At 51.2% G+C, this 14222-nt stretch carries 5 protein-coding genes; 2 read left to right on the top strand and 3 right to left on the bottom strand.

What is annotated here, in order from left to right; all coding sequences use genetic code 11:
* Positions 1-71: 71 nt before the first annotated feature.
* Both B1748_RS30640 and B1748_RS30635 read left to right on the top strand, forming a co-directional pair.
* The gene (locus tag B1748_RS30640; protein ID WP_087571764.1) at positions 72-2393 is read left to right on the top strand and encodes a right-handed parallel beta-helix repeat-containing protein; all 2322 of its coding nucleotides are present in this window, start codon (positions 72-74) and stop codon (positions 2391-2393) included.
* A gap of 256 nt (positions 2394-2649) precedes the next feature.
* A complete protein-coding gene (locus B1748_RS30635; protein WP_087571763.1) occupies positions 2650-3573 on the top strand; it encodes an Rpn family recombination-promoting nuclease/putative transposase in 924 nt (307 codons plus the stop codon).
* Between the two features lie 128 nt (positions 3574-3701).
* Here the strand turns inward: B1748_RS30635 and B1748_RS30630 are convergent, their stop codons facing one another.
* From B1748_RS30630 to B1748_RS30620, 3 genes are read right to left on the bottom strand one after another with little or no spacing between them, the layout of a single operon-like run.
* A complete protein-coding gene (locus B1748_RS30630; RefSeq protein ID WP_087571762.1) occupies positions 3702-10241 on the bottom strand; it encodes an S-layer homology domain-containing protein in 6540 nt (2179 codons plus the stop codon).
* A 3-nt stretch (positions 10242-10244) separates the two neighbouring features.
* The gene (locus tag B1748_RS30625; RefSeq protein ID WP_087571761.1) at positions 10245-12485 is read right to left on the bottom strand and encodes a helix-turn-helix transcriptional regulator; all 2241 of its coding nucleotides are present in this window, start codon (positions 12483-12485) and stop codon (positions 10245-10247) included.
* A gap of 45 nt (positions 12486-12530) precedes the next feature.
* Positions 12531-14222: a type 2 periplasmic-binding domain-containing protein gene (locus B1748_RS30620; RefSeq protein WP_087571760.1), complete on the bottom strand. Its 1692-nt coding sequence runs from the start codon at positions 14220-14222 to the stop codon at positions 12531-12533.

Below are 14222 nucleotides of genomic sequence, written 5' to 3'. Positions count from 1 at the left end.
TGTTTATAGCCGCTTAACACGCGGCGCGCTAAGCTATTAATGATTTCACAAGACAAAGGAGGATTATAGTAATGAGGAAAACAGCTCTGCTTACTGTTGTGATCGCTTTGCTGCTTGGCGGTGTCAGCTATTCGCTCCCACGGACTCCCGTGCATGCTGCAATTCAGGCGACCTATTATGCCGCGCCTACCGGCAGCGGCACTGCATGTACTTTGGCAGCTCCATGTTCCATGGACGGAGTCCGGGACAAAGTGCGAACAGTTAATGCCAGCATGACAGGAGATATTGACGTAATGCTTCGCGGCGGATTGTATGCGCTTACAGGTCCTTTGACGCTTGATTACCGCGATTCGGGAACAAACGGCCACTCGATCATCTGGAGAAACTATGCCGGCGAAACTCCCATTATATCTGGAGAACGATCACTTGCCGGCGGCTGGACTTTGCATGATTCCGGAGCAGGCATTTACAAGAAAACGGGTGTTGCCCCCCGCTTTCGTCAGCTGTATGTCGAAGGAACAGCTGCCGTACGCTCCCGTACACCAAATCTGAACGATCCCGACACCATGGGTGGTTACTATAAGACGATAAGTGCAAATTTAACGAGCAAGCAATATAAAATCATCAAGTCAGAAGTCTCTTCATGGTCCAATCTCAATCAGGTAGAAATGGTGGTTCAGCCGCATTGGTATCACAATCAGCTTAGAGTGGCGTCCTTTACAACGGATGCCAGCTATGCATATGTCAGCTTCCTTTCACCTGAACAAGACTTTGCCTTCAACAAAGCGGCCGGTTTCTATAGCAACAACGCCTATCATTTCGAAAATGCCTATGAACTGCTGGACTCTCCGGGGGAATGGTATCTTGACCGGTTTACCAACACTCTGTATTACAAGCCACGGGCCGGCGAAAATATGGCCACCGCATCAGTAATCGCGCCTGTCACAGACACTTTGCTGCGACTCAACGGAACGATGACCAATCCCATCCATCATCTCGAGTTCAACGGCTTAAACTTCCGACACACTGGCTGGGATACCCCAAGCACGAACGGTCTCGTCGCTACCCAGGCCGCCTCTCCGGTCAATTCCTTGAACGTTCCGGGAAGCGTCCAGGCCACCTACGGCTACCAAATTCGTTTTGTTGGCAATACGTTCCGCCAGCTCGGCGCAACAGGACTTAAACTTGGCAACGGGATCAAACATAGCCAGGTAGTCGGCAATATTTTCGAAGACATTGCTGCCAACGGCATCATGCTCACTTCTCCCCGATTGGCATCGGCCGCAGATCTGACGGAGCAAGTGCTGATTGGCAATAACGCCATCTCGCGCGTTGGGCAGCTGTACAAAAATGGAATCGGCATCGTCGGCGCTTTTGTTCAAGGCGTTGTTATAGAACATAACGAAATTTCCTACTCTCCCTATATGGGCATTCAGTTCGGCGGCCAGACCGGCTGCAACTGCGAGACCGGCATGCGATCGAATCGTATTCACGCCAATCATATTCATCATGTGATGCAGCTTTATGATGACGGGGGGGCCATCTATACGTTAGGCCGACAACCCGGAACGATTATCGATCGAAATTACATCCACGATCTGTCCAAAAGCACTTATGCCATGAGTTATCCCGTAGCCGGTCTTTATTTGGACAACTATAGCGAATACATCCGCGTTCAGGATAACGTCCTGTCATCAATCGATACTGCTTCGGGCGTCACTGCGACTTACGAGCAGACCGGCATCGGCGCCATAAACAATTTGTGGTCCAACAATGATACGCTGGATGCCACGGTGATCAGTGAAGCCGGCGTCAGTTCTTCCTACACGGAACCTTCGATTTCCCTGTTCGAGGAAAATTTCAACGGCGGCACCGCCGGGACGCCGCCGACGGGATGGACGGTTGCGGCAGGCAGCGGCAGCGTACAGATAGCGAATATGCCAAGCACAGCGGATAAAAGCGTGTTGGTAAGCAAAGCTGTCTCCACATCTTCTACTATAGCGAAAAAAACATGGGCGAATGCAGACGGAATTGTGACCATGCAGCTGCGGATCCGGCCTGAACAGACGGGAGGTTGGAAAATGGCCCCTTATGTGCTTAGCGAAACTGGGACGGCGGCGATAAGCATCGCCTTTGACGCCGGATTCATCAAGGCCTATATCGGCTCCACATTAACCAACTTGCAAAGCTTTACGGCGGGGGCCTGGTATGAACTGCTGCTGGTCATGGATACCGACACCGACAAATTTGATCTATATGTGGACGGTATCCGTATATTAGCGAATGCCGCGTTCCGGAATGCTGTAGAGAATGTGGGCGGCATTCAGCTTGGCATCGGCGACGGGCATGCGGGCAGCTTTTACTTCGATCATATTCAGATGCTGACGCCTTGAGAAAAAATGCAAGAAAGAAGCTTGACCAGGAAAAATGATCCAGCTACAATAGGGGCAGACCCATATGGGGGGAAACGAGTAATTCAACATTTTATAAAAATTGTAGTGAAGCACACTCGATCAAGCGCAAGCTGCGCTGTCGGTGTGCTTTTTTGCGTTGTCGACGGAAAGCAGGAACGGTGCAAGTGGTCGGATTGAAACAAGGCAAGATACGGGGACTGCACAGTGGCACAAACACAAGGAGCGGGGGATTGGTATGGACCAGGAGCTGGAACAGGATCAAGAATGGGATCAGGAACAAGAACAGGAACGGATCAATCATGACGAAGCATTCAAAAAATTGCTGCATACGTTTTCCAAGGAATTTATCGAATTATTTTTCCCGAGGTTGGCAAAAGAGCTTGATCTGGGGGAAGTTATCTTCCTGTCCGAAGAACAGCTGCATGATATTGTCGGCGGGCAGTCGCGCCGGTTGGATGTGTTGTTCCGGGCTCGGTTGCGCGGACAGGAGGTTCATATTCTGGTTCATTTGGAGCCGCAATCCTGGCATGAAGCTGATTTCCATGAGCGGATGTATATATACTTTGGCCGACTGTATGAAAAGTATCGCAAGCAGTACAAGCTGATCATTCCGATTGCCGTCTTTTCCGGCCCACGCAAGAAGAAGGAGCGGAACGGGATCGACATGCGGATTGCCGGATATAAAATATTGCAGTTCCGCTTTCTGAAGGTACAGTTGAAGCGCAGTCATTGGCGGCAATTTATCGATTCGGACAACCCCGTGGCCGCTGCATTGTTGGCCAAAAGGGATTATAATGAGGAGGAGAGGCGTGAGCTGCGCAAGGCCTATTTGCGTATGCTTCTGCGCTTGCGTCAGAAGCTGGACGACGCCAGATTGGCGCTGGTCATGTCGGTTGCGGATTTGTATTATAAGTCAACTGTCGAAGAGGATCAAAGCATTGCCGAAGAGTTGAATGAACAAGATTCCAAGGAGGGACATGAACTGATGAAGCTGATGCCCGAATGGTCCAAGCAAGCATATATGGAAGGCAAAGAAGAGGGTCGTGAAGAAGGTAAAGAGCTAATCATCCGCAATCTGCTTCGCAAAGACTTTTCGTTGGAGCAAATTGCTGATATGGTGGATGAACCAATCGAAAAGATCAGAAGATTGGCGAAATGACGGCACGAAAAGATCACCTGAGTGGCGTGTACGTTAGATTTCCGTCCGTTAGATACCCGCCGAACTGCGCCTTTAGCGAGACGCAGTTCGGCGTTCACCTGGCAGGAGATTACGCTTTGCTCAATGACTTACTCCACTTCGATTGCTTCCAGCAGCCTCAAAATAACCGCCACCGCTTCGGCCCTTGTTGCTATTGCCCCCGGAGCAAACCGGTTGCCGCTTCTTCCCTCGACAATGCCCGTCTCCTTCAGGTAAGCAACCGCGCCCTTCGCCCACGCTGGAATATCCTTGTCATCGGAGAATCCGGCGGTTGACGAAGCCAACTCCGCCACTCCCGCAGCCCTTGCCATCATAACAGCCAGTTCCGAGCGTGTAATATTCGCTCGTGGACGGAAGCTGCCGTCTCTATAGCCGTTCACAATTCCGCTCTGCACAGCTTGAGTAATGGCTGCGCGCGCCCAAGGGTCGATCGCATCCGTAAACGTAAGCTCCGCTCCATCACCCGCCACATTGCCGCTTTTCAGCGCATTCATCAGCATCACAACAAATTCTGCGCGAGATATGGCTGCATCCGGCCTGAACTCGCCGTTCGGATAACCGTTAACCATTCTCATTTGAACAGCTTTACTGACAAGCGACTCTGCCCAATGTCCGGCAATATCGGAGAAAAATTTTTGCCCTGACTCGCCCGGCGACTCTTCATCGACCATTACGACCAGCTTCATCTTCGGATCGATTCGATCGATCTGAACCGCAATCCGGTCGCCGTCCACTTCGCCGCCAAGCTTCTTCCATTCTTTCGTCACTTCGTTGTAATAGAACACGGACGGTTGCTGTCCGACTTTGACTTGAGTCCGATCGAGTGTTATCGCAACTTCAAGCGGCTTCACAAATGCCTCCGGCTCGTCGCTCGTCAGCACAAACACCGGGCTGACCGGCTGCCCCTTCGGCAAATCGGCCGCGTAAGGCTCGGTCTCCTTTTCAACCGTAAACCGAACAGGCTTGGTCGTTGCGCCTGACGGAATATCGATGACAATATCGCCCGGCAACGAGGTTCGGCCGGCTCTTCCGGCCGGAAGATGCAAGATGCCGTTGGTCGTTTCGACGATCGAATCGTTGTGGACAATGATCCCGCCACCGCCGTTTGACGCAGCCGCCTCGCGTCTGATGACAACCGTATAGGTTCGGCTCTCTTCATTTAAACCCTTCACCGTTATGACAATCGTATTGTCGCCCACAGCCAGCTGCTCATTTCCTGCAATTTCAACCGTGACTCCGGGGTTGGAGGCGGTGTAGGAAATATCTACTTTTGTTACCTCATGAGCCACTTTCGCCTGATACGGTCCAGTGTGATCGGGACTAAAGCCCGATACAGCTTTGCCGTCCACGTAAAGCTCGGTCAATCTCAGATCGACAGACGGTCTTTCCACCGAGCGCAGAACGACCGTTCCGGTGCGCGCATGCACGCCGAAATATCCCCGTTCTTTGATCGCGGCATCCGCTGTATCCATAAAATCAATGACTGTTTCCCCGTCGATTTTCAACGTAATTTGTACGCCTTCATTCCGATTTACAGCGCTGACCTCAACCAGGCTTTCAACGCCATATTTCACATAATGGTTCGGAATCGCATCGCCCGCCACAGACAGGAAACCCGCAAGGTTGCCGTAAATCACCGTTCTCTGGCCGTTATTGAAACGATGAAGCTCAATCCCCCCCGCGGCAAACACAAAAATGTAATTGGAGTTGGAAGATCCGTTATAATCTTCGTCATATTCCTGAGAGCGCAAATACAACGAATGCCATCCGCCCGTATCTTTAATTTGCATTCGGAATTGCAGTGATTCATCCAAAAACGTTGTTCCCTGATATGTTGCAAAACCGGCCGGAGTAGTGATCTCGACAACTCCCGGGCTGCCTTCAACCTCGCCTATTCCATCCACATACCAGTATTCGGGTTTGTTAATAAAATCATCATTGGACTCTTCCACTATCTGAAGCAATAGCTGCCCCGTCTTCATTTCTCCCCGGCTTAATCCGGTTGCTCTGATCTCCGCATAGCCGGGGCTAATGCCGGTAACTTTGCCAGCGGCATCCACAGTCGCGGTCTCCGGATTCAGGCTTTCGAATGTCACGGAGGACAACGGGAGCTTCTGTCCATATTTCGTAATAGCCAAGGCTTCAACCTTCATCATAAACCCGGTTCCAATGACCGTTTTTGGCGCTTCGATGGTTAAAGCTGCAAGCTCGTCCTCCACATAAATCTTGTTGGCTACAGGCACGGACTTGCCGTCGACACTGGCCATAATCGTCGCTTCACCCGGTCCGACTGCAGTAACTTTCCCTGCCGCATCGATGATTGCAACTTCCGGATTCAAGCTGCTGAATACAGCGCTGTCGCCGACGTTCGCCACCGTATAGCCGCTGTCGGTCAAAGCGGATACCACCTCAATTTGTCCCTGTTGACCAACCTCAAGCGGCAGCTCCCGGATGAACAGACGCGCGATTTCCTCTTGCGGACGTAATCCGTGATAAGCCAGCTCCAGACCCGCCTGTCTGATAATATCCAGCGCTTCCGTCGGCCATACCGCATTTTCGAATAATTGCGTATTTTTAATGATTGTATTGATTCCATTGTTTCTGGAACTGGGCGTATTCGTATACAAATTATCGGCATGAATATCATGAATCGTATTGGTCCAAATAAAGATATACGCCGGCGCATCTTCGATCACATTGTCATAAACATCCCAATAATTGCTGCCTTCGTCAAAATAAAGCGCGCCTTGCGAATGGCTATGATTACGCAGCAAATAGTTGCCTGAAACAATACTCGGGTTTTCCGGCGAACCTCCCGTCCGGCCCAGCGCATAAATTTGCGCGCCATCGTTCAGAACCTGCATCGCATCGTAGATCAAATTGTTCTGGATTCGCACATTTTTGGTATTCGAGAATGCATTGGAAGCCCAGCCATAACCGATATGCAAGCCGGAGTAAGGAATATGGCCGATTTCATTATGTCTGATATCCATATCCACCGCATACCCCGCAGAAATGGCCGCCGATGAGTAATAATCCTGGCCGATATGGCTGATGTAGTTGTTCAGAACATCATTATTGCGGTTTAAATCCCTTGGATCATTTGTTCTTCTCTGAAGCTCGCTCACTTCCCCGATCGCAATCGCACTGCCGGCAATATCGACAAAGCGGTTGCCGACGACCAGGCTGTCCTGCACGCCGTCGGTTGTTCTCAGCGCAATCGATCCCAGATGCGTAAATTGATTGCCCGAAAATACGACCTCATTGGCGTTGCTTACATTAACCGCTCCCAGCGCCAGGATATCCGAGGAAACGCCTGGCTCGCGGATATAGCTGTTTTGCGCGTCGGATAGACCATTGCGCGAGCTTGGCCTCAGCCATGTTGTATATTCAAAACGTATGCCCTCAAAGGATAAACGAACCGCTTTATGATCCAGGCTGCTGCCCCGGATCGTCAGCAACGTTTCCAGCTCGGGAGCGATCACCTCCGCAGCCTCCATCGACTCGCCCGGACGCGGCTTGTAATAGAAATACTCCCCGTCAGCATCCAGGTACCACTCCCCCGGCTGATCAAGCAATTCATAAGCATTTTCATAATACCAAGGTACGGTCGCGCTAGTCGCCCCTTTGTCCGAAGCGTAAGACCAGCAAGGCTGCTGCATCGTAATATGAGCCAAACCTTGCTCCACCGCAATCGCCTCTACTCCACAGCGCGGGCTTGTCCATTTTTCCTGGAATACCATCTCGATATCTTTTACATTGCTCCAGCCTGCAAGGAAGGTGTCCGTTGTGGTCACTCCGGTGGCAGTCTTGACAGCTTGCGCCAATCCCGCTTCGCTGCGCGCTCTGACAGCGCGTTCCCCATTTACATACAGTTGTCGCGTATCCAGATTTCCGCCGGACGGCGCCTTGTAAATATTGTTCTGGGCATCATGCAGCGTCCAGCCGTCAATAACGCGCCCTCCCGCAATAGTTGGCTCCTCGCCGGGGAAAGCGGCATACCGTACGTAAAATCCATTTTTTCCGGAATCACGTTCATCGAATACCAGTTCGCTTTCCTTCACCTGCAAGATTTCGCTGAGGGAGTTATCCCGATTGTACAGCGGCTGCTCTGTCAATGTATATTCAGGCGTATACGTGCCGCCGCGCAAATAAACCGTGATATCGGAAGTCATTCCGTCGCTGATGGCGCGAACCTTGTCGCGCGCCCTGGCAATCGTCCGGAACGGTTTTTCCAGACTTCCCTCGTGATCGTCGTTGCCGAGCGCCGGATCGACATAAAACTCCGACGGCATTGTCGCTTCGATGCGTTCGGAAGGTAAACTCATATAAGGCTCTCCCTGAGATATTGCATCAGCCGGGGCGACTTCAAAACGAACATATTGATGAAGCTGCGCTTCCGTAAGCGTCAGCGACCGGCCTGCTGCACCGGGAATCGGGCTATACACGCCGCTCCTCGTATCGCTTTGCAGCCAGCGATATGTCGAGCCTGCTTCCTTGTCATCGTCTTCATCCGCAAACGCATATACGCCTTCCAACGTTTCTCCTACTGTTGGCATACCGGCAATGCTTACATCCGTTGCCGCCGGCGCATGATTTTCCGTCACCTGTACAGATTCACTGAACGCTTGCGTTCCTGTCTCGGGAGCAACAGTTGTTGCCGGCGTCACGCCGAATTGCAGGTATTTGCCCACATCGTCCAGCGACACGACATAGTCCCGACCGTTCTGCCCCGGAATAAGTGTTGGCGTACCTCCGGCACTGTCGCTGATGTACCAGTTGTAGTTTGTGCCCGCTTCATGATCGCCGTTGGCGTCTTCATAATCGTATACTCCGGTTACCGTTCTGCCGGGTTTTGCTTTCCCTTCCACAACCACATTGGAAGCTACCGGCGCCGTCGGCGTTGCTTCAGGCGTTATATTCGTCAAGGTGACAGTCAACCCGGCTTTCACTTGCGGATTGGCATGGGCCGCAGCCTGAATCCGCAATGTACTCGCAGCGGCGGAATCTGCCACCGACAGCTGCCCGGTAGCGCTATTGATGCCGACTCCCGGATAATCGCCTTCAAGCGTCCATGTTACAGCTTCATCCTCCATCCCTTCCGTGGTATGAAGCTGATTTTTCAATATCGCTGAATAGCTGTATTTACGAACCGAATTACCGTTCAACGGAATTTCGACCGAAGCTGCTCCCGTTATTTCCAGAGAGCTCGGCATGGCAATGCTGACGAATACATCATCGACATAAAAGGCCGGAAACGGCCCCGAGCCGTCATTGCCCGCGCTTGTATGCTGGAAGAACAGTCTGGCGTTATCATAAACGTAAGGTTGTCCTCCGCTTGTAGCCGCTGTCGGGAAGGTTCGGATGCCGGCGAGACGGGTCCAGGAAGTGCCTACATTGGAATTGGCCATCTGCGGATAGCTGCTGCCTCCGTTCCACTTGATATTGGGTTGGTTCAAATAAAACGAGATCGATCCGGTGCCTGTTTCCCTTCTCACCATGGCTGAAAAATAATAGGTTTCCCCTGGTTCAAAAGCAAAATTGTCTTGCCCGATATTCCCGTTATAGCCGACTGTGCGGCTCACCTTGGCCGAAGCTGCGCCGCTGTTTTTTATTGCGGTATCGCGGCTCAGCACTGCTCCGCCCGCGCTGTTCCAGCCTTGCAGATCCGTTTCGAAGCCCGGATTGCGAATCATATTGACGGTTGGCTCGGCATAAAGCGACACATGAAATGAAGCACTTGCAGAAGGGTTGTCAACGGATGCCGCGTGCACCGTTACTGTACCCGCCGCTGCGGCATCCGTTACGGCAAGCATTCCGGTGGAGGCATCTATGCTTACGCCGCTGAAGTCGCCCTCAATCGACCAGGCAATCGCCGGGTCGGCCATCCCTTCCTCCGTCCCCATTTGATTGAAAGCACTTGCATTATAGTCCAATATCCGTGCCGGATTTCCGGCATTCGGTATGGCTATCGAGTTTTCGCCCGAAATAACCAGACTTTGGGGCATCGCCGGCTCAACGACAATATCGTCGACATAGAAAGCGGGGAAAGGTCCCGTGCCATCGCTGCCCGCGCTGACATGCTGCACGAAAAAGCTGGCATTATTATAGATATAAGGAGATCCCTGACTGGTCTGCTCGGTGGGAAACGTCTTGATCCCTCTTAAATTAACCCATGTTGTGCCTATATTGCCTGTCGCCATTTGCGGGAAGCTTGTACCCCCGTTCCATGTTACATTCGGCTGATTTACATATAAGGCTATTTGGCCGCTTCCCGCCTCGCGCTTTATCCATGCGGAGAAATAATAGGATTTGCCAGGCTCAAACGATAACCCGGATTGCATCACATTGCCGTTATACCGCGATGGGCGCTCCACCTTGACGGATGCGGCCCCCCCATGTTTCTCGGCTTCATTGCGTGAGATTACGCCGCCGCCGTTTGCCGTCCAGCCGGACAAATCCGTCTCAAAGCCCGGGTTGGCAATCATATTAGCTCCTGCGGCCGCCGCAGGTCGGCCCAAACCGCCAGGAATCATGCTTGTAAGCAAAAGCGCCGCCAACAAAATCAAAGCGATTCTTCTCAACATCCACACATCCTTTACTTGTTCGAATACAGACCGTTTCTGCAATTATCATGTCTCCGCGCCCAAAGCCTGATTGCGATATTCCGTAGGTGTCATTTGCACCAGCTTTTTGAATGACCGGTTAAAGGAAACCGCATGGACATAACCGACCAAAAAACAAATATCCTGCACCGACGCATCGGTCTCGATCAGCAGCTTCTTCGCTTGCTCTATCCGAACCCGGGTGACATAATCGACGAACTTTTCTCCGACGCCATTTTTGAAGGCAATGCTGAACCGTGATGGCGCCATATCGAACATCTCGCTGATTTGCGCTAGTGACAGATTGGCGTCGTCCAAATTTTCATCAATATAGTGCTTCGCTTGCCTGGTGACAGCTTCATAGCCAGAGTCCGCCCGCCAGGCAGCCAATTGCGCGAATCGCAGCGTCAATTCTTTGCGTATTTCTGCGAACAGCTCTTCCATCGTATCGAAGCTTGCTATCTTCTCATCCATTTGCCGTCTTAACGATTCATCTTCAGGCACCAGCTCGGTCGGTGCCGCTTCCCGCCACTCGTTATCGAAATGATGGAGCATATACTCCGCCAAGTTGACCACATCCTTGCGAGGCATAATAAGCCCGCTCATGCGTTCAATCATCACTTCGAATTCCTTCTGCCACTCTTCCTTGCCCAGCTTGAACAAGTCGCTAATTTTGTGTATAACGGACAGGAACGGGTAATATTCGGTCATCGCATTAAAGGCCAGGGAACGCTGGTCAAGACGGCGATTCGTGCCCAGAGACACCTTCAAATGCAGCAAATGAGCAGCCGTGTCATGGGAAAGATACAGTCGCTCCAGCAGCTCGGTTTCTTCCCCGACAGCGATGGTCAGCGTAAACGACAAATTTGCCTGCACCCAGTCCAGCAACTCATCCAGATAGCCGGCAAAACCATGCTCCCAGGTCTGCTCGTTCGCCGCTTTTTCTCTACCCGTAACAAAAGCAAGGTGTTTGTCCGAAATCCACTCTGCCCAGACTGTCAGCTTGTGGTTTTGAGCCATCTCTTCGACAACGCTTTTGAGCGCAAACTTCAGCAAATGCTGATCGTTGCGGGAAAATTGTTTTTCGAATACGGCGTAACGATCCATTTCAATCTGAACGACCGACCAACAAGCCACCTCCGCCCCAAAGCCTTTACGATACAAAATTCCCCGCAGCTCGGCAGCCGAAGTTGGCTCCAGCCCGTCCATCAATTCCTTGAACAGCAGCTTTTCCTTCAGCACCCTGTTTTCGTCAAGCTGCCTGCTGTGCATTTGCGATTCCTCGAGCAGCTTGTCCAGCGCATGTTCGATATATTTGAACTCATCGTAACCGCCGCTGAGCTGCAACGATTTTTTCAAGGAATAACCTTCGATCCGCACCGTTAAAGCCTCGATCGGCTTGTAGTTTTTGCGGACCAAATAAAACAGCCAGCCCAGACCAACGACAATAATAAGCAAACCGCTTGCGATCCACAGACCCGAAATCAAGCGCAAGGAGTTGAACAAATACGTTTCGTTCAAGCCGGCAAAGATCGTCCACCCCGTGACATCGGATTGTAGCGCTGAATTCACTTTAAGCGTTTTCATATCTGCCGCAAGCACGTTTCCGAACAGCCAATTACCCGCCTGATCCTGCACATAGAGATTGCTGTAATCGATGCGCCCAATGCCAGTAAAAAAAGCTTGCAGCGCCGGAACGGAAATATTCAGTACCATCCCGCCGAGCTCCTCCGTGCCAATCGGGTATGGATACCATTTGGAAATAATCGTCCTGCCCGTCGACTGCCGCGTCTCTTTAAAGACGCGCGCACTCGACCAGGACGATTCCCCATCCGCTCCAAGCTCGGCAAAAATAAAAGCGGCATCCGCATATTCGTCGGCATGGATCAGGATAGAGTTGGACAACACCATATGATCCGACTGACGGTACATATAAACGGAATCGATCAGAGAGGCGGAATTCACAAAACGCTGCAAGTTTTGCGAAAGTTCATAATTCAGCCTAGTGTCCTGCGCATAAAGGGGATTGAAGAAAAACTGCGTCTTGTCGGAGAAAAAAACTTCGCTCAGCAAAGCCCTCTGCAACGTGCCCAGTTCATTGTCCACCGACTGCATAATATGTTTCGCAAACTGCTCATTCGCTCTGTTGTTTTCCTTCTCAGCTACCTGGTTGACCGCGAAAAAAAAGATAAACACAAGAACGGACACCACAATAAAAAACAACGGAAGATACGAAAGCAGCATTTTTTGAAACCATCTGTTTTTCATCTTCAATCCCCCGATTTCAGCCGCTAGAGCCTGACAGATTACATCCTATTTTGCAAAAAAAACATCCTGGGCCAACGCATACATATCTTTCGTCAAAAAGGCATTGTCTTTGTTTTCCTTGTACCAATCCGCATACCATTGGTCAATCTCGTCGCCGTTTGCCTGCTTCCAGGCCGATTGACCGTCGGCAATCGCCTGCTCGACCGAATAAGCATTTCCGCTAATAATCGACTTGACCAGCGCATCATGAATCGCCTTGAAGCCGTTAGTCTGATTAATTTGCAGATCAGCCGGCATGACTGGCATGTGCTCTCCATGGGTTAAAGCCGGAAGCGGATGGTCTGGATTAATATAAGCCTCCGAGGCAGCGAAGCGCAGATCTTTCATTTCCCATTGCAGCTCTGTCGCATTTTCCTTCTTCAAATTCCACCAACCCTCGCAAGGATTACTGAAGTCAGCGGATACCAGCATAAAGAAGTCGCCGCGATAGGACATCTGGTTTTTTACAGCTTCGGAATCGTTAACAACCGGGCAGCCGTCCACTAGGCTATGATGTTCGTCTGCAATACCATAGCCGGCAAGCGTTCTAACTTCATCGCTTAGCATAAAATCAACATATTCCATAACAGCCTCCGGATTTTCGGCCAATACATTTACAGCGCCAACCGACTGCACCGGATTCTGCAACACCGGACTGAAAGAACCTATCGGACTTTCTGGCAACGGCATCGGGATCATGCGGGCTTCCGGGAAATTTGCCCTTAACGTTTCAAATACACCTTGATCCAAAGTACCACCCCAAATGCCAAGTTTGCCGTTGATAAAATCCTGCTTTGCCTTATCGCCGTTGCCGTCCGTCAGGAAATCCTTGTCGACAAGACCGGCGTCAAACAGTCTTTTCTTAAACGCTGTAGCCGCAAGCTTACGATTCCAATCATGCACCAACTCGTCCTGTTCATTCGGATACCAAGGCTGCTTCTCATAGATCGTAAAGACATTGCCGAACATATAATCCACAATCATTCCGCTAATAAAGCTCAGCGCCATGCCATTCGTATCATTCTTCTGATTCCGATCCGGGTCTTGCTCCTTAAACGCCTTGGCCACTTCGAACAGCTCTTCCGTCGTCTTCGGAATGTCCAGCTGCAAATTATTCAGCCAGTCCTCCCGGATCCACAGGACGTGATTGGGCTGCAGGCCGTTGATTTTGGCAAATTCATAAATTTTTCCATCGCTTTTGGTCGTAACCTTCTTCAATATCGGATTTTCTTCAAGCAGCGCTTTATAAGCGGTGCTATGCTGCTCGATCAGATCGTCGAGCGGCATAATCAATTGCTGGTTAAAAAGTTGATTGCGATAATTTGTATCATATTCCAGAATCAAATCGGGAGCTTCCTTCGATGCGAACAGTACATTGAATTTTTGCTGCGATTCCCAACGAGGCACGCTCATAAATGTCACATCGACAGGCCCGTTTTCATTAAGCCACTTGGTATAGCGGTTATTCTCGATCGTACCGTCCTCTGCGGGCACATTGCCGCGGTCATAGACGGAAGCCGTTATTTTTCCGCGCTCCTTCGGCTTATCCGTTGCTGTCGCGGTTGTTTTCGGCGTATTGCTCGTAGGCGCGTTGCCGCCTTCTTCGCCCGCCGGGGCTTTCGAACAGGCGGAAAGCAGCGTTACTGCCAGTATACAGGCCAGCGCAGCGGCCAACCAAGACGTTTTTTCCAGTTTCAT

Origin of the sequence: Paenibacillus sp. MY03 (assembly GCF_002165585.1) — a bacterium.
GTDB lineage: Bacteria > Bacillota > Bacilli > Paenibacillales > Paenibacillaceae > Pristimantibacillus > Pristimantibacillus agaridevorans.
The sequence above is the reverse complement of the archived record's forward strand: the minus strand, read 5'-3'. Positions and strand labels throughout refer to the sequence as shown.